This is a genomic window from Bacillus cereus, from assembly GCF_015071065.1.
GTDB classification, from domain to species: Bacteria; Bacillota; Bacilli; order Bacillales; family Bacillaceae_G; genus Bacillus_A; species Bacillus_A cereus_BA.
The window spans coordinates 136,844-153,565 of the sequence record NZ_VOVA01000005.1; the positions used below are offsets into that span (position 1 = coordinate 136,844).

Genomic DNA, 16,722 nt, shown 5'->3' on the forward strand with positions numbered 1-16,722 from the left:
ACCTCACTATGCAAAAAAATGGAGCGGTTGTTTTAGTTTTCCTCTCCATTTCTTTTTTATGCATAGTTTATTAAAAAATATTATTGTTAATTTTTTGCTGCATCGTTGGAATATCTTCACTTGTTACCGAAAAGCGAATAACCTTCTCATCAAGATCTAGCGCTTCTGCGAATAAACCAGCTAATCCACGTGATTTTCTATCTACTTCCATAATAATTTCCAATCGGTCGTGGGCACTTGGCAAAATTAATAATTCTAATTCATCTAATTTCCCATAATACTCTCCGGAAACTGGAATAAACTCAAATTCTTGCGCGAATGGAACTTGCTTACGTAATCGATACGGTAATTCTTCGCATTCTATATGACGCGCTTTAAAACCTAATTGTTTTACACTATCTAATACACTGTTCAATAGCGCATTCGGCAACACTTGAATATAATCACGGTCACTTGGATCAATACTACGTTTAATATCAAGGCCTGTATGAACCCAAACCGTTTTCATTCCAAGTGTTAGTGGTGCTTCAATTGGCATTAAAAATGAAAATGGAATTTCCACTTTTTCATTTGGCTCTATAGAAAATGGATCTGTTAAACGAACTCGCTCTAAATCATACGTTGTCGTTACTTTTTTATCATCTACTTCTCTTACATATGACGTCGACAACGTTAAGTAAATGCTTTCAATTTGTTGGCTAACTGAACCTCCAGTTATATGAACCTTCCCTACTATCTCTTCTCCAACTATATACTCATCTTTTTCAAGAACAGTATCTACTTTTGCACTACCAATACCAACGCTTGCTAAAAACTTTTGAAACATGGAGTCTCCATCCTTTCTAAAGCGTAAGCTACATCTTTTTTCAAATCTTGTACATTTTCATAGTATGGCGCTTTTATTTGTAACATTCGCATTAGCATGGCGCGATTATATTCTTCCAGCACTAACTCTTCATACCAAGGTTTTTCCTTTTTTTCAGTCGATTCATAGCCAGCATACAATAAAAATAATACGAAATGACCGAGCGCATAAAAATCGCTACGAAAGTGAACTTCTCGCATCAAAGCTTGTTCACCTTCATAAGTTGTAGCTCGCTCATCACCCTCACCTTTCAATTTAGCCAATCCAAAATCAATAATACTAATCTGATTTTCTTTCATTAATATGTTTGGAATGCGTAAATCTCGGTGAATAATACCTTTACTATGAAAATACGAAACAATTCCTAGTACTTCATATAAAATTTCAAAAACTTCACGTTCATCATATACTTGCCCACCTAAGAAAATATAATCTTCGAAATTTTCTCCCGGCATATAATCCATCACAAAAAAGTTCTTTTTCTCCCATATGAAATGATCATGTAGACTAGGAATTGACGCATGATTTAATGTTTGTAAAATCACTTTCTCTTGCTCAAATGATTTTCTACCAGACTCATATCTTTGTTTACTTTGTCTTAATTGTTTTAAGACTTTATATTTATTTATTTGTAAATCATTAACGACATATGTAACCCCATAACTGCCCATTCCAATTACTGATTCAATCTTATAACGCTCTGCAACGATTGTATTTTTTCGCAGTGGTCTATCAAATAAAGCTAGTATACGACACCATTTCATCAGCTACTTGAAAAGAAGCTACGGCTTTTACGTTTTCTTTTATAATGCTGATGCCCATAACCAGATGAACGTCGTTTATTATCGCTACTTGAATACGAGCGCCCTCTATGACGATAATCACTACTTGAATACGAACGATGTTTTTTCTTTCCTAATAAAGAATCGATAATTTTTTTGAACATCCCTTCACCTCTTGTATAAAATTCCCTTTTAATTATACCAACAATTCTTGTCTATATTTGTGACAAGTTTGTAAAGAGTAAAAAACGACGAGTTAAGCCCGCCGTTACTTTCAATCTTCCTCTTCATCAAAAACTTCATCAATCATGCATTTCTCTAATAAATACTCAAATGTAATATCTGCCAGGTCCTCAATTTCTTCTCTTTTTGGAACGTACCCTCTTTCAATTAGTCGCTCATAAAAAAACTCCGCAATCTCTTCCGTGTCAATTACGACTTCAATTTCCTTCATGAGCATCACTCCTTTATTTCTGTTTTATGAAAAAATCTCAAAATTATGTATATGAGATTAGAAAAATAGTTTTTCTTTTTTTATAAGTCATATCATGTAGGTAAAGGGCATACGATGTTAGTACAAGCTATCCAAAGGGGGAAATAATAATGGAATACCAATACGAAGTAGAGCAAACAAAAGAAGAGTTCATGCATGAAGATCAATGGGCAGACTCTCTTATTAAATGGCTTTTTATTTTTTTAATAATTGTAGGCATACCTTATACTGCATATGTTGTTGTTCAATTTATTCTCTCTTTCTAGTTAACTATTTTTTCTCTGTCAATTTAACTAAATAATTTTGAACAACATCCATAACAATTTTATATTCTTCATCTTTAAATGTATCGAATAATAAATGATAATCATTATAAATATCTAATAACCCATCAATAATTTCTTGGCGATTCGTCTTTACACTTACTTTTTTCGAATTGTTAATTGACTTCAATTTTCCTAAATCCAATTTATTCATACCAGCTTTATCTTGTTTCATTTTCTTCAAAATTGCATTTGCCGTTTGTGCATTGGCAAGTAATGTTAAATCCGATTCATCAGCTTCTAACCATTCACCATCAGTAATTCGTGACAATTCATATATTGTATCTTCCCATGCATCATTTTTATATCTCCATACTTCTGTACGAAAACCAACAATACGAAAAACATCTTTATCATATCCAGTTACTTGCACGAGATCACCAAACGTAAAGTTATAATTTAATTCAATCCACTCTGTGTCGCCCTTTTTCATTTCTTGCTCTGTTACATGCTGCAAAGTTTGTTCTACATAAAATCCATCGTGATTATTTACTTCGTATACGTAAACTCCATCTAAAATCTTCATATTTGTAATTTTTCCAACGGTTCCATATAGCGTAATCACGACTATGTCCCCTACGTTATATTTAGGTTGTTTTTTCCTTGCCATCTATATCTCTCCTTTTTTAAACGTCGTGATTTTGATAACAGTATATGCAACCTACATAAAAACGCTTATCACAGAAGCTTATATTCATAAATTTTTTCAATAAAAAAGTAGAATTTGTATATAACTCAAAAAAGCTAGTATTTAAACTAGCTTTCATTTTCCTAAAACTTCATATCGTTATCTCTCTTGTATATATAAATCCCATGCTTCATCAAATATAGACATACTTTCTAGCATTCCACTTAACTCTAAGTATGAACTAATTACATCATAGTCTTCAGATTGCTTCGGAAAACTTAAATCATCATACATCGCCTCTGCTAAATCTGATATTTCATTTTTAAATAAAGCTGCACGGTGCTTCATCATATAATGGTAAAATGTCTTTTTCAAAAATATTCCCTACCTTTCTAACTCGGGTACATTATACAAGGCGAAAAAGAAAAAAACCAGCATAAAAGCTGGTTAAAAGTCGAAATAGTTCCTTTTTAATAAACGTGGTCTTCCCATCAACTCTTCGAATGTTAGTTGTTTTGGCAAATCTTTCGTATAAATTAAAAACAACTGATCTTCAATTTCTTTTACAGTATGGTCTGATTGATAGTCCATTCCACATGAGGAACAGGTAATACATGGTGTCTTTTGGATTTCAATGGCTTTCGTACCATCTGGTAACTCCCAATATACAGTATTCAAGCTTTCTGTCGCTTCTGTACTGTCACACCACATACAATTCATACTGCGTCACCCTCATTTTTTTTGTCATCATCTAACTTTGCCATTTGCGCTTGATATTTTTTATCTTTTAATTGATCACGCTTATCACGTTTATCTTTTAAAGAAGCATGCGTTTCATTGACTTCATAATCTTTACGGCGATTCATACGTTGTAAATCATCTGGAACAAGATTAAATTTCTTATCACTCATCAATCCTGCAACACCGATATCAGAACGTTTCTCTTCATAGGTCGGATAAATTTCTTTAAAGTAGCCTTCTGCTCTTCCTGGGATATAGTTTTCTGGTTCTGGATACGTTGTAATAACCCCTTCAAAGTTACGAAGAACAACTTTATCCGCACTTTGTGAAATTAAATAGTTTGGCTGAAGCGCAATTTTTCCGCCTCCGCCCGGTGCATCGACAACGAAAGTTGGTACTGCGTAACCAGACGTATGTCCACGTAAGCCTTCAATAATTTCTAATCCTTTAGAAACTGGCGCACGGAAATGACCGATACCTTCTGATAAATCACATTGGTAAATATAGTATGGACGAACACGAATTTTCACTAAATCATGCATAAGTTTTTTCATAATTGGAACGCTGTCATTAATTCCAGCTAAAATTACAGCTTGATTTCCAATTGGAACACCTGCATTTGCAAGCATTTCACATGCTAGTTTCGATTCTTCTGTAATCTCAATAGAAGTATTAAAATGCGTATTTAACCATACTGGATGGTATTTTTTAATTATGTTACACAGGTTTTCTGTAATACGCTGTGGGAATACAACTGGTGCTCTCGTTCCGATACGAATAATTTCAACATGCGGGATTGCTCGTAAATTCTTTAATACATATTCTAAAATTTTATCATTAATTAGAAGTCCATCACCGCCAGAAATTAAAACGTCACGTACTTGTGGTGTTTCACTAATGTAAGCAATCGCATCATCTAATTGCTTTTTCGGTACGCCCATTCCAATTTGTCCACTAAAACGACGACGTGTACAGTAACGACAATACATAGAACATTGATTCGTTACTAAAAATAGTACGCGGTCTGGATAACGATGCGTTAATCCTGGAACTGGTGAATCTTCATCTTCATGAAGAGGATCTTCTAAATCATATTTTGTTTTATATAACTCTTCCGAAATCGGTACTGATTGCATCCGAATCGGACAGCGTGGGTCATCAGGATTCATTAGCCAAGCATAGTACGGTGTAATGTTTAACGGGATCGTTTTCGTTGAAATTTTAACGCCTTCTTCTTCTTCAGGTGTTAAGTTAATTACTTTCTTTAAATCATCTAAAGTTTTGATCGTATTCGTTAATTGCCAAACCCAATCATTCCATTGTTCTTCTGTAACATTTTTCCATAATTCAATATCCTTCCAGTGACGATTTGGTTTGTATACATCATGTAACATTGCTATTCCCCCTTTTTATACGCTCATCCTTTATATAAGCAATAATTATGCCAACTTCATATTCTTGATAAGTAAATGCGAGAAATACCCTATTATATAAGAGAATAAATATTTTTAAGTGCTGTACTAAAACGATATTTACTATCATATTCATTACTTGTTATATATGTAAACGCTCTTTTATTGGTGCAAACACACAAAAACCGCCGATTATTCGGCGGTTTTGTCGTACTTACTCAGTTTATATTGAAGCGTTTGACGCGGAATACCTAACATTTTTGCTGCTTGCAAAATATTCCCTTCCGTTTCAATTAACGCTTGATCTATTAATTCCTTTTCCGTTTGATGCAGAGCTTCCCTAAGCGGTAATATACTTTTCTTCTTCGGAAGTTTCTCTTTCCAAAATATTCGTGGTAAACAATTTGCTGTTAACGAATTTCCTTCCGTAATAATGACAGCATGTTCAATCGTATGTTTTAACTCACGAACATTTCCAGGCCATTGATAAGCTTGTAATCGTTCTTTCGCGTCCTTATCAATTTGAAGTACACCCTTTTTATAACTTTTATTATATTCTTTCAAAAAGTAAGACGCTAATAACAGTACATCCTCAGTTCTTTCGCGAAGCGGCGGGATATATAATGAAAACACATTTAATCGATAGTATAAATCAGTGCGAATTTTATTTTCTCTTAAACATACTTCTGGAGGCTGATTCATTGCAGTAATAACGCGAACATCTACTTTTCTCGTCTTATTATCACCAATTCGGCGAATAACTCCATCTTCTAATACACGTAGCATCTTTGCTTGTAAATCGAGTGGCATTGAATTCAGTTCATCTAAAAACAATGTTCCTCCATCTACAAGTTCAAATAATCCTGCTCGTTCAATTGCCCCTGTATAGCTTCCTTTTGTAGTTCCAAACAATAAGCTTTCTAATAGCGACTCTGGCAAAGCTGCGCAGTTTTGTGCAATAAATGGCTTATTTTTCCGTTTAGAAGCTTCATGAATCGCTTGCACAAATAGCTCTTTCCCTGTTCCTGTTTCACCATATATTAAAACATTTGCATCAGTTGGGGCTACTTTTTGAGCTAACTCTTTCGTCTGTTTAAAGCGGGAATCATTTGTCACAATAGTCTCGAATGCAACATGTTTTTTCACCATTTTTTTGCTAGTCGACCGTTTTATTTTCGATTGTAAATCTACGATTGTGTCAGTAAGCGTTTGAATTGTAGAATAATCTTTCGCAATTTCAACAGCACCGGCAATATTTCCATCTATAAAAATAGGTAGCGTCGTATTTACCGTACAAACGTCTTCCCCATTTAAATTTTGATAATGCTGAACTTGATGTACAATTGGTTTTTTCGTATGTAACACTTTCATTAGCGTACTCGTTTCCCTAGATAATGAAGGGAATGCTTCTAATAAATGTTTTCCTAACACATTCTCAATTTTCGATCCATCATGTTTTGCAGCAACTGTATTATAAAAGATTGTAATACCATTTTCATCCACTGCATGTATTGCCTCATCAATACTGCCCAAAATCGCTTCAATGACTTCTTGTGTCGAAACTGCTAGCAATGTCATCCCCCCTCTTGCCGAAAATCCGGCAAATACATGCCGGATTTTCGGCATTCCTCTGTGCGATTATAAGCATGACGATTCCGTTCTATTATTTTGATGAAATTTGTATATATTTCTATTGCTTATTTATGGTTAAGTGAAACTTTAATCAGTGGGGCTTTATTCATCCCCACTGATTATTAACCCGACTCCCACCTAACTTCTTTGCTTTACAGCCGAATTTTGAGGCGGGAGTCTTACTGCTTTCGAATAGCTGGATAAATCTTTCACCCATATATTCATATCTTCCAACTTATCAAAAATGTAGCAATTATTCGCGAGCCTTCCCGTATATGTATAGCCTAATTGATGAAAGGCTGCATTCATACCGAAAGATAGCGAGCGAGCAATTGTATAGGAACAAAAAATAGATTTTTCTTGGAGCTCTTCCTCCAATTTAATTAACAGACTTTTCATGAAACCATGTTTTCGATATTCAGGTAATGTAGCACAATTCGTTAATTCTGCATTACCTTCTTTCACGTTCATTTCAGCAGATGCTGTACTAATAATTTTCCCTTCGAATTCATAAACATAGTAAATTGTATCGTCTTCCTTCATCGTCTGCTTTACATAACTCGCTTCATTTAAAGGTGTCGGATAAACCTCAAATACTTTTCCAAAAACATTTGCTAATTCTTCCGCGTCCTCTTCTATCGCTTTTCTTAACACAAATTCCTCTGGAACTATTTTTTCTTTCACTTCTTTTGCTTTTACACCACTTAAAATGGTATCTTCCTCAGTCCAATGAATACTATTTCGTCTTTCATCATTATGATATTTCACGAAGAAATGCGCATCGTGTCCTTGAAAATAATGAGGTATCGTTGCTTCCAGTAAGAAACCGAAAGAGAGCCATGTTGAAACATGCTCTCCCTTTCCTTTAATAATACATTTAGTGAAAGAATGTTTCTCTGCTAATTCATCGATTGTTTGTATAATACGTTCAACATTTCCTGTATAGTGATCAACTCTAACACGTTTATTAAAATAATCTAAAACACCTTCTACTGTGTAATGCTTTGTCTGTTCACTAAAAGATTCATAGTATTTCATTTCTTCACCTCACACCAATCTAGTAATGTAAATGCAATTATTTTTGCGGCAGCAATCATTTTATCAACTTCTATATATTCGTTTGGATAATGTGCCACTTTCGTCTCTCCTGGACCAAATACTATCGTTGGTACGTTAGCGATTTGTGTGAACAAACCGCCATCTGTTCCCCATGGCGAAGCTTCTATAATCGGTTCGTTCCCTTCGATTTCAACAAAGTTATGTTGAAGCGTTGTAATAAGTGGGTGATTTTCTTCTAGTTCACCAGGAACCCATCTTGCTCCAAACCATTCTACTTCTACAGGATTTTTTACAAACCAACTATCCACATCTTTTAATTCACCAATCCAGCCTTCAAACTCTTCTTTTGCTGCCTCTATAGTCTCATTCGGCGCAATACCACATCTTCCTTCTAAAATTAATGAATCGGGAACAGAACTTGGCCAGCTTCCCCCTTCAATTTTCCCAACGTTAATTGGAATTGGAATCGGAATCCCCTTAAATAACGGATCTGTAATTCGACCATTTCTCTTCTCTTCTAATTTTCTCAAATGATCTACAACAAACATACTTTTTTCAATTGCACTTACTCCTTCATACCGTGTACCACCGTGTGCTGCTTTTCCCTTTATATGTAGACGAAACCACATTGACCCTTGTTGTTTCGGAAAAAACTTCATATTAGTCGGCTCAGGAATAATAACGCCATCTGCCTTATATCCTCGTAAAATAGCAGCTAATGTTCCTGCCCCCCCGCTCTCTTCTTCTATTACACTTTGAAAATGTATATCACCTTTTAGTTCAATACCAGATTCAATAATCGCTTCCATCGCAAGCATAAGTGAGACATTGCCGCCTTTCATATCTGTTGTTCCACGTCCATATATGCGGTTTCCTATTTTCTCTCCACTATATGGATGATGGTCCCACTGATTTACATCCCCTTCTGGCACGACGTCAATATGCCCATTTAAAATCATAGATTTCCCTTCGCCACTTCCTTTTAAAGTCGCTACAATGTTCGGGCTATCTGTAAAGCTTGTACGAGGTGATACGAAATAAGGGTGATCTTTCATTTCATTAAAAGCAGGCTCCCAAATATCAAGGTCTAGACCTAACTCACGCAACTTTTCAATAACAATTGCCTGCGCACCACTTTCATCACCAGATACGCTCTTTTCTTGAATTAATCGTGTTAAAAATTTTACACTCTCTTCTTCATGACTCTCAATATAATCACAAACCTGTTTTTTTAATTGCTCCATATATTACAACTCCCCTCATTCAATTACTAGTAAATTTGAGCTTATATGAAAATCAGCTGTCGTATGTCGTTTTACATCTTCTACAGTGTACGGACTCATTAATTCTTGTAAGACAAGTCCTCTTGGAGTCACTTCCATGACAGCCATGTCTGTAATAATTAAATCTACACATTTTTTCGAAGTTAATGGCAATGTACATTCCGAAACAATCTTTGCATTTCCGTATTTATCAACATGATTCATCACAACAACGACCCGCTTCGCTTTTTGTGCTAAATCCATCGCTCCTCCAATACCTGGAACGCGTTTTCCTGGTACAATCCAGTTCGCTAAATCACCATTTTCACTTACTTGTAACGAACCAAGTATCGTAACATCAAGTAATCCTTTTCGAATCATGCCAAATGCTATGCAGCTATCGAAATAACTTGCTCCTGTAATAAGAGATGTTGGTAAACCAGCTGCGTTACATAAATTCTCATCTTCATTCCCTTTACTTGGCGTTGGTCCCATACCAACAATACCGTTTTCCGCATGAAACATAACATTCATATCTTCCGGCAAATGATTCGGGACAAGCGATGGAATCCCAATACCTAAATTTACAAGCATACCATTTTGAATTTCTTTCGCTGCACGTCTTGCAATCTTATCTCTTACTTCTACGCCCATACCCATTTCCAATTCACTCCTTCCGATGGCACGATATAATTTACAAATACACCTGGGACGACAATTTCTTCTGGATCTAAACTTCCAAGTGGAACAATTTCTTCTGCTTCTACAATCGTTATGTCACCAGCCATAGCTACGTGTGGATTCATATTACGAGCGCTTTTATCAAATACAAGATTGCCAAACGGATCCGCTTTTTTCGCATATACAATTGCGACTTCAGCCGTTAAAGCTGTTTCAACTAAATATGTCTTTCCATTCATTTCAACTGTACGTTTTCCTTCTTCTACAATCGTATCAACACCAACGTCAACTAAAATACCACCAAGTCCTACACCACCAGCGCGAATACGCTCTGCTAGTGTTCCTTGCGGAGAAAATTCAATTTGCAATCTTCCTTCATTTAATTGTCTTCCCGCATTTGGATTTGACCCAATATGAGAAGTAACTAAAGATTTAACCCTTTCATTCGTAACAAGACGACCGATTCCTACATCAGGAAATCCAGTATCATTTCCTATTAAATTTAAATTTGTAATGCCTTTATCTAAAACAGCTTGAATTAAAGATGGAGGAGATCCGATCCCTCCAAATCCCCCAAACATTAATGTCATATCATCATGGAACAAAGACATTACTTCCTCTATTTCTTTTAATTTATCGAATGTATTTGTAATAGTTGTCATGCGATACTATGCCCTCCTTTTTGCATCATCTCTTCCACGCTCTTTACAAAAATTGAAAGTAATTCATCTAACTCGGAATATGTAGTTGTCATTGGTGGTGCAACAAGCAGTGCACTATCCTCTTTTCCTGCTTGCCCTGAAACAGCTTGGTATAAGAGCAGTCCATTTTTAGCCGCAACTGAAATAAGCTCCGATGCTTTTGTAAACGGTTGCAATTCTATTCCAATTAGCAACCCTTTTCCACGCACATCGGCAATGATTGTCGATTGTTGCTGAACTTTCTGTAACCCTTTTATTAAATACTCTCCCTTTTCCGCTGTTTTTTCAGGTAAATTATGTTTCTCCATATATTCAATAACAGCTAAAGCCGTTGCTGCAGACAATGGATTTGCACTTAGCGTATGCCCGCTCATAACAGAGCGTGTTCCTCGTAAAATCGGCTCCATAACGCGGTCACTTACAATTGCTGCTGCCATCGGTGTATAACCCGCTCCTAGCCCCTTACCAAGGGTCATAATATCCGGCTCTACACCCCAGTGCTCCATCGCAAACCATGCGCCAGTACGACCAAGTCCAGTCATTACTTCATCCGCAATAAATAAAATATCGTAATGACTACAAATATCTTTAATTACTTTATAGTATTCTTTCGGCGGGACAATCGCGCCTCCAGCAGCTCCGATAATCGGTTCAGCAATAAAAGCTGCAATATGCTCTGCACCAATTCGATCAATCGCTCTTTCTAGTTCAGTCGCACAAGAAAGTTGACATGTTGGATATACCTTTTGTACAGGACATCTGAAACAATATGGAGCTGGAATAGTCGGATAATCTTCCAAAATAGAAACGAAACGTTGTCTGCGCAGTGGATGCCCAGACATAGATAAAGCTCCCATTGTAATCCCGTGATAGCTCATCCACCGTGACAAAATTTTATGTTTCCCTTGAATGCCACGCTCCTGAAAATGCTGAATTGCGATTTTCATAGCTGTTTCATTTGCTTCTGTACCACTATTCACAAAAAAGCTCCAGTTCAAATCTCCTACACATAAATCACTTAACTTCTTCGCTAATTTTTCAGCTGGTTCACTCGTAAACTGTGATCTATAAACGAAAGCGATCTCCTCTGCCTGTTTTTTAATAACTTCTGCTATCTCTGCTACGCCATGTCCAATACCTGCCGTAATCGCTCCAGACGAACCATCAAAATATTTATTTCCGTTTTGATCATACAAATACACACCTTTTCCATGTGAAATCATCGGATACGGCTGACCAACAAGTGGTTTAATTAAGTAATCGCGCATAGCGCTCCCCCATTTCTCCAATTTGTATATGTATATGAAGAAAATTGACGTTTCTTTCATAAAAAAGAATCCTCTGCAAAAGCAGTGAATTTATCAAAAAACTATTATAAAATATACAAATGAGTGCTAAACATTATTTTAAAAACAGAAAATTCAGAACTTAAAACGAAGACCAACCCTTACCTGTACGCTTAAATACCCCTCCCTGATTAAGATAACAACAAATTGAATATTTTTTTAACATAATATCAGCTTCCCTCAATTGCTGACATTGTGTAAACTTCGACGGAACTCCCATTATTCTCCTTCCTATTATCCTACTTTATATTGCATATTTTCAAACAAAATTCGACATTTTACTTCGCCTCATTTATCGTAACTATTACTTAACAAATAGTACCACCTGTTTAGAACAATAAAAAAAGAACCGATTAACCACATTAATCAGTTCGGCACGACGCTCTTTTATCGGTATTACCTTATCCAACGCATCACTAAAATTAATAGAAATACTCATAATGCAAATCCATAATTCGTCCCACAGCCTATAACACCAAATCCTCCATAACTTCATTCCCAATAACTATTGGGATATCCACATCCCAAGGGTTCCACCCCTTCCATCAAAGTCAAACTACCTTTCCTTTATAATTTATGTAGGACAATTATCGATTTGTATGTGTGTTTGCCTATAAATAAAAAAATCCCCATTTTAACTTTTCCTTCTAGAAAGGCAAGTTTTTTGCATAACCTCTTTCTAGCTTCGCATATATTTGTAATGATGATAAAGGAGGAATGTTCATGACTCAATCCGAAATTGAAAAATACGGACACGAAGCTGCACGTTACGAACAGCTCGCTCGTTACTATCAATATAGCAATCCTAAAAGATATGTAGAACTCTATATGAAATACCATGATGCAATTACAAAACTTGTACAAGCATATGAAAAGAGAGATTCACAAGAAGCGACTTTACCGTCACATATGAGAATCTTCCACACAGCTCCCCATACACCAGCAGTTGATATTATAGTAAACGGACAAAAGGTTATTAAAAATATTTCTTTTAAACAATTCAGTCCTTATTTATCATTAGTGCAAGGTAAATACCGTATTGATATTGTCCCTGTTGGAAACGAAACTCCAATATTCTCAGCATTAGTACCAATAATGGGGAATCACACTTATACCCTTGCAGCGGTCAATAGCGATAATCATCTCCAATTACAACCTATTCTTGATAATACTCATTTACCATCTGGTCAAGCAAAAATACGGTTTGCACATTTTTCACCAGACACTCCAGTTGTAAATGTAAATTTAAAAGATGGGGATCATTTATTTGAAAATGTACTCTTTAAACAAATAACAGATTTTTTACAAGTTAGCCCTGGTACAGCAGATATTGAAGTTTCACTTGCTGATACAAAAAAAGTACTATTAACTATTCCAAAATTCAACGTTGAACCAAATACAATTTACACAATTTCAATAGTAGGTTATTCAACTAAGGATCCAAAATTAGAAACCGTTATACTTACAAATTAAAACAGTCTACACCATTCGTATGGTGTAGACTGTTTACTTTTGAAACGTAATTTGAAATTCTGTCCAATCGTTATTCGAACGACACAATATGGATCCGTTATGCTTTTCTACAATTTGTTTACATACAAATAGTCCAATACCAGTACCTAACTTTTTAGTAGTTACAAATGGCTCAAAAATGGTTTCTACATTTTCTGCTGGAATAATCGGCCCATTATTTTTAATAACAATGCGAACATCTTGATCCTCTTCAAATACATCAATGATAATTTTCCGCTCTTCTTTCCTTGATTCCAGAGCATCAATCGAATTCATCAAAATATTTAAAACTACTTGCTTCACTTCACTCCGGTAACCAACGAGCGGAATTTGGTACGGCAAATTTTTTTCAATCGAAACATTTGCATTCACCAAACTCGGATACAAAAACTGTATAATATCTTGAAACAAATCATTCAGCCAAAATCGTTCAGATTCATTCCACATTTCTTTTTTCGATACAAGTAAAAATTGCGAAATCCTAAAATTCAATTGATCTAATTCATGCGAAATAATATCTAAATACGATAGATTAGGATGGTCCGTCTTCAATAACTTTACAAATCCCATAATTGATGTTAGTGGATTACGAAATTCATGCACAAAACTAGCCGACATTTGCCCTAAAATCGTAAGCCTTTCTTTATGTGTTTCATTTATATATTGCTGTTTTTCTTCTAAATTCTTCGATATAATTTCTGAGTATTTTAAAACGGTATAATAAATTAATTTGTCAAAACAAGTATGTATTTTGGCCATAATCGGTTTCAGTTCACGGGCGCTTACATCCAATTCGCACATTGCCTCAAAAAGTTCATTTCTTCCCACATTTGCATTGTAAACAAAATCTCCAATATTCGCATCTGCACCTGCACGCTCAATAGCCATTTTCTCACATAATGGTTGAAGATAATTAATGTCTTTATCTTCCATAACAAGTTCGATAATTAACTCTAATAAATTTTCTCCATTTTGAACAACTTCTTGTTTAAATGGATCTTTTTCGGAAATTATCATTTTGTTTTTCCAGTTCTCTACGAATTGGTGCCTGTTGTTTTTCAAGTGCGAACAAAATACTTCTTTAATATCCTTATCGATTGGAAAAACCTCCATTCACTCCATTTCCATACGACGAATACCCTTTATATTTCGAATATTAACACAAAAAACCCATTTCGTTAATAGATTTTTGTCACATTTTGTTAATTTCTGTTGATAAAATTTATTTTTCCTTTCTTATTTAAATAAGTTGTATTCATATATCCCTTTTCCCTTCTCATTTTTTTAATTATTTTCCTGTTCAAAACTACTTTTTTTGCATCCTTTTTAATTCTTGCGTACAATAAGAAGTGAAAGGTGTGAAAAATATGGTAAATAAAAATGTGGAAGACTATCTCCAAGAAGGCATATATGGCCAAAAGCAAAACAAACCAGAAGAACGTAATATGTACTTAACTACATTACGTGAGCGTATAGAAATCGCTTTAACAATCGGTCAAGTAATGCAAAGTAATGTGTATACAGAAGTAACAGGTAGCATGCGTTCTTCTCAATCATTACAACTATTCCTAAATGGTAGCATTGCTTACCCACATTTATCAAAATACATTAAATTAGCAAATGAAAAAAATGTACCTTTTACAATTGTTCAAAATAAAGGCACAGCAACGCCAATCGGTTTAGTACTATCTCATAGCACTGCTGTAGATAAAGAACATATTTATGTCGAAGATGATATTTTCAAACAAGAAATGAAGTAAAATAAAAGGTACGCCTGATTAAAAAGGTGTACCTTTTATTTTTTAATACATATTAATTTCATTTCTGTCATTTCTTCTATTGCATATTTAATCCCTTCACGGCCTGTGCCACTCTCTTTCACACCGCCATAAGGCATATGATCTACTCTGAACGTTGGAATATCATTAATCATGACACCACCGACTTCTAATTCATCAATTGCACGCATTGCTTTACATAGATTGTTTGTAAATACACCTGCTTGTAATCCATAACGTGAATTATTTACTTGTTCTAAAGCCTCATCAAATTCTTTAAATGTATTTACAGTCATAAGTGGACCGAATACTTCTTGGCACTGAACAGATACATACTCTGGAACATTTGTTAATACAGTTGGTTCAAAAATCCTTGCATCACGTTTGTTACCACCGTATACAACATTAGCTCCTTCCTTAACTGCCTCTTCCACCCATGAATTTATACGTTCTACATCATTTTTTGAAATAAGTGCCGATACATCTGTCTCTTCATGAAGCGGGTCTCCTACTACAACGTTTTCCATTGCTTTCATTAATTTTGTAATAAACTCATCCATTTTGCGTTCATGCACAAAAACACGTTGTACTGAAATACAAACTTGTCCATTATTCACAAACGCGCCCCATTTTACACGTTCAATTATTTCGTCTGTCAATTCAACATCTTCATCAATAATTACTGCAGCGTTCGATCCTAATTCTAACGTCACTCGTTTCAACCCAGCTTTTTCCTTAATTCCAATACCTACTTTCGGACTTCCTGTAAAAGTAATACTAGCAACGTTCTCATCTTTTACTAATGCCTCACCTACAACAGATCCAGGTCCAGAAATTATATTGAAAGCTCCCTTTGGTAAACCAGATTCTTCAAATAATTCTACCAATGCATAAGACGAAAGTGGCGTTTGATCGGCAGGCTTTAGCACAATAGTATTTCCAGCCGCAATTGCTGGGCCTACTTTATGTGCTACTAAATTAAGTGGAAAATTAAACGGTGTAATAGCACCAATAACCCCAATTGGTTGTCGAATTGTATACGCTATACGACCGTCTGCTCCTGGCGCAGCATCTAATGGTAGCGTCTCACCATATATTCGCTTCGCTTCTTCAGCTGCAAACTTATATGTTTGAACAGTGCGATCTACTTCTCCCCGTGCAGCACGAATTGGTTTTGCAGCTTCTTTTGCGATAATCTCTGCAAACTCTTCTCTTCTCTCATCCATTTTTTGTGCAACCTTTTCTAAAATAGTTGCACGGTCGTATGCAGATAATTTTTTCATTTCTTTCATTGCATTTTTAGCCGAAACTATTGCTTCCTTAACGTCATCTTCTGTACCTTGCGCAATTTCCGCTAATGTTTCTTCAGAATATGGTGCATATAATGGTTTATACGTCTCTACTGATTTCCATACCCCATTTATATATAAATGCTTTTTCATAGTGGTTCTCCTTCCAAATATATGTATACAATAATACATTTCATTTATTTCACCTGGTGAAAGGT

General features: G+C 35.3%; 19 protein-coding genes. 3 read left to right on the plus strand and 16 right to left on the minus strand.

The window, feature by feature from the left end; genetic code table 11:
• Nucleotides 1-70 precede the first annotated feature (70 nt).
• From FT637_RS16095 to FT637_RS16110, 4 genes are all read right to left on the minus strand, one after another.
• Nucleotides 71-826 carry a sporulation protein gene (locus FT637_RS16095; RefSeq protein WP_193647144.1) on the minus strand — a complete coding sequence of 252 codons (756 nt, stop codon included), beginning with the start codon at nt 824-826 and terminating at the stop codon, nt 71-73.
• The gene (locus FT637_RS16100; protein WP_193647145.1) at nt 808-1,629 is read right to left on the minus strand and encodes a serine/threonine protein kinase; all 822 of its coding nucleotides are present in this window, start codon (nt 1,627-1,629) and stop codon (nt 808-810) included. Before FT637_RS16100 ends, FT637_RS16095 begins: the two co-directional genes overlap by 19 nt.
• On the minus strand, nt 1,629-1,811 hold the full coding sequence (locus FT637_RS16105; RefSeq protein ID WP_002141661.1) for a hypothetical protein: 183 nt from the start codon (nt 1,809-1,811) through the stop codon (nt 1,629-1,631). The genes FT637_RS16100 and FT637_RS16105 overlap by 1 nt, the downstream gene beginning before the upstream one ends.
• A 110-nt stretch (nt 1,812-1,921) precedes the next feature.
• Nucleotides 1,922-2,101 (minus strand): YozD family protein, encoded by a 180-nt coding sequence (locus FT637_RS16110; RefSeq protein WP_002012644.1) that lies wholly within the window; start codon nt 2,099-2,101, stop codon nt 1,922-1,924.
• 149 nt (nt 2,102-2,250) lie between these two features.
• Between FT637_RS16110 and FT637_RS16115 the strand changes: the two genes are divergently transcribed.
• Nucleotides 2,251-2,406, plus strand: a complete 156-nt coding sequence (locus tag FT637_RS16115) for a DUF3930 family protein (protein WP_002018281.1) — start codon at nt 2,251-2,253, stop codon at nt 2,404-2,406.
• A 4-nt stretch (nt 2,407-2,410) separates the two neighbouring features.
• Here FT637_RS16115 and FT637_RS16120 read toward each other — a convergent pair whose 3' ends face one another.
• The 10 genes from FT637_RS16120 to FT637_RS16165 form a co-directional block, all read right to left on the minus strand.
• Nucleotides 2,411-3,073 carry a hypothetical protein gene (locus FT637_RS16120; protein WP_002119090.1) on the minus strand — a complete coding sequence of 221 codons (663 nt, stop codon included), beginning with the start codon at nt 3,071-3,073 and terminating at the stop codon, nt 2,411-2,413.
• Between the two features lie 177 nt (nt 3,074-3,250).
• Complete coding sequence (locus FT637_RS16125) at nt 3,251-3,466, minus strand: YozE family protein (RefSeq protein WP_002119089.1); 216 nt, start codon at nt 3,464-3,466, stop codon at nt 3,251-3,253.
• A 72-nt stretch (nt 3,467-3,538) separates the two neighbouring features.
• Nucleotides 3,539-3,811, minus strand: a complete 273-nt coding sequence (locus tag FT637_RS16130; protein ID WP_193647146.1) for a YokU family protein — start codon at nt 3,809-3,811, stop codon at nt 3,539-3,541.
• Nucleotides 3,808-5,226: a lysine 2,3-aminomutase gene (gene ablA, locus FT637_RS16135; protein ID WP_193647147.1), complete on the minus strand. Its 1,419-nt coding sequence runs from the start codon at nt 5,224-5,226 to the stop codon at nt 3,808-3,810. The genes FT637_RS16130 and ablA overlap by 4 nt, the downstream gene beginning before the upstream one ends.
• Before the next feature lie 210 nt (nt 5,227-5,436).
• Nucleotides 5,437-6,822: an arginine utilization transcriptional regulator RocR gene (rocR, locus tag FT637_RS16140; RefSeq protein ID WP_193647266.1), complete on the minus strand. Its 1,386-nt coding sequence runs from the start codon at nt 6,820-6,822 to the stop codon at nt 5,437-5,439.
• 192 nt (nt 6,823-7,014) lie between these two features.
• Complete coding sequence (ablB, locus tag FT637_RS16145) at nt 7,015-7,914, minus strand: putative beta-lysine N-acetyltransferase (protein WP_193647148.1); 900 nt, start codon at nt 7,912-7,914, stop codon at nt 7,015-7,017.
• Nucleotides 7,911-9,179 (minus strand): peptidase, encoded by a 1,269-nt coding sequence (locus tag FT637_RS16150; RefSeq protein WP_193647149.1) that lies wholly within the window; start codon nt 9,177-9,179, stop codon nt 7,911-7,913. The genes ablB and FT637_RS16150 overlap by 4 nt, the downstream gene beginning before the upstream one ends.
• Nucleotides 9,180-9,194: 15 nt before the next feature.
• The gene (locus FT637_RS16155; RefSeq protein ID WP_193647150.1) at nt 9,195-9,857 is read right to left on the minus strand and encodes a CoA transferase subunit B; all 663 of its coding nucleotides are present in this window, start codon (nt 9,855-9,857) and stop codon (nt 9,195-9,197) included.
• Nucleotides 9,842-10,540 (minus strand): acetate CoA-transferase subunit alpha, encoded by a 699-nt coding sequence (atoD, locus tag FT637_RS16160; protein ID WP_193647151.1) that lies wholly within the window; start codon nt 10,538-10,540, stop codon nt 9,842-9,844. The genes FT637_RS16155 and atoD overlap by 16 nt, the downstream gene beginning before the upstream one ends.
• On the minus strand, nt 10,537-11,847 hold the full coding sequence (locus FT637_RS16165) for an aspartate aminotransferase family protein (protein ID WP_193647152.1): 1,311 nt from the start codon (nt 11,845-11,847) through the stop codon (nt 10,537-10,539). The genes atoD and FT637_RS16165 overlap by 4 nt, the downstream gene beginning before the upstream one ends.
• Nucleotides 11,848-12,648: 801 nt before the next feature.
• Between FT637_RS16165 and FT637_RS16170 the strand changes: the two genes are divergently transcribed.
• Nucleotides 12,649-13,398: a DUF4397 domain-containing protein gene (locus tag FT637_RS16170; protein WP_193647153.1), complete on the plus strand. Its 750-nt coding sequence runs from the start codon at nt 12,649-12,651 to the stop codon at nt 13,396-13,398.
• A 33-nt stretch (nt 13,399-13,431) separates the two neighbouring features.
• On the opposite strand, the gene FT637_RS16175 is transcribed toward FT637_RS16170, so the two are convergent.
• Nucleotides 13,432-14,550, minus strand: a complete 1,119-nt coding sequence (locus FT637_RS16175; protein ID WP_193647154.1) for a BA2291 family sporulation histidine kinase — start codon at nt 14,548-14,550, stop codon at nt 13,432-13,434.
• Between the two features lie 254 nt (nt 14,551-14,804).
• Between FT637_RS16175 and FT637_RS16180 the strand changes: the two genes are divergently transcribed.
• A complete protein-coding gene (locus FT637_RS16180; RefSeq protein ID WP_193647155.1) occupies nt 14,805-15,197 on the plus strand; it encodes a YueI family protein in 393 nt (130 codons plus the stop codon).
• A gap of 35 nt (nt 15,198-15,232) precedes the next feature.
• On the opposite strand, the gene FT637_RS16185 is transcribed toward FT637_RS16180, so the two are convergent.
• Nucleotides 15,233-16,657 carry an aldehyde dehydrogenase family protein gene (locus FT637_RS16185; protein ID WP_193647156.1) on the minus strand — a complete coding sequence of 475 codons (1,425 nt, stop codon included), beginning with the start codon at nt 16,655-16,657 and terminating at the stop codon, nt 15,233-15,235.
• Nucleotides 16,658-16,722: the final 65 nt, after the last annotated feature.

Excerpts from the sequence above, each read along its gene's own strand:
- FT637_RS16175 (WP_193647154.1), bottom strand. The coding sequence starts at position 14,550 with ATGGAGGTTTTTCCAATCGATAAGGATATTAAAGAAGTATTTTGTTCG.
- FT637_RS16095 (WP_193647144.1), bottom strand. The coding sequence starts at position 826 with ATGTTTCAAAAGTTTTTAGCAAGCGTTGGTATTGGTAGTGCAAAAGTA.
- FT637_RS16115 (WP_002018281.1), top strand. The coding sequence starts at position 2,251 with ATGGAATACCAATACGAAGTAGAGCAAACAAAAGAAGAGTTCATGCAT.
- ablA (WP_193647147.1), bottom strand. The coding sequence starts at position 5,226 with ATGTTACATGATGTATACAAACCAAATCGTCACTGGAAGGATATTGAA.
- FT637_RS16165 (WP_193647152.1), bottom strand. The coding sequence starts at position 11,847 with ATGCGCGATTACTTAATTAAACCACTTGTTGGTCAGCCGTATCCGATG.
- atoD (WP_193647151.1), bottom strand. The coding sequence starts at position 10,540 with ATGACAACTATTACAAATACATTCGATAAATTAAAAGAAATAGAGGAA.
- FT637_RS16120 (WP_002119090.1), bottom strand. The coding sequence starts at position 3,073 with ATGGCAAGGAAAAAACAACCTAAATATAACGTAGGGGACATAGTCGTG.
- FT637_RS16100 (WP_193647145.1), bottom strand. The coding sequence starts at position 1,629 with ATGAAATGGTGTCGTATACTAGCTTTATTTGATAGACCACTGCGAAAA.
- FT637_RS16170 (WP_193647153.1), top strand. The coding sequence starts at position 12,649 with ATGACTCAATCCGAAATTGAAAAATACGGACACGAAGCTGCACGTTAC.
- FT637_RS16150 (WP_193647149.1), bottom strand. The coding sequence starts at position 9,179 with ATGGAGCAATTAAAAAAACAGGTTTGTGATTATATTGAGAGTCATGAA.
- FT637_RS16105 (WP_002141661.1), bottom strand. The coding sequence starts at position 1,811 with ATGTTCAAAAAAATTATCGATTCTTTATTAGGAAAGAAAAAACATCGT.
- FT637_RS16110 (WP_002012644.1), bottom strand. The coding sequence starts at position 2,101 with ATGAAGGAAATTGAAGTCGTAATTGACACGGAAGAGATTGCGGAGTTT.
- ablB (WP_193647148.1), bottom strand. The coding sequence starts at position 7,914 with ATGAAATACTATGAATCTTTTAGTGAACAGACAAAGCATTACACAGTA.
- FT637_RS16185 (WP_193647156.1), bottom strand. The coding sequence starts at position 16,657 with ATGAAAAAGCATTTATATATAAATGGGGTATGGAAATCAGTAGAGACG.
- rocR (WP_193647266.1), bottom strand. The coding sequence starts at position 6,822 with ATGACATTGCTAGCAGTTTCGACACAAGAAGTCATTGAAGCGATTTTG.
- FT637_RS16180 (WP_193647155.1), top strand. The coding sequence starts at position 14,805 with ATGGTAAATAAAAATGTGGAAGACTATCTCCAAGAAGGCATATATGGC.
- FT637_RS16155 (WP_193647150.1), bottom strand. The coding sequence starts at position 9,857 with ATGGGTATGGGCGTAGAAGTAAGAGATAAGATTGCAAGACGTGCAGCG.
- FT637_RS16130 (WP_193647146.1), bottom strand. The coding sequence starts at position 3,811 with ATGAATTGTATGTGGTGTGACAGTACAGAAGCGACAGAAAGCTTGAAT.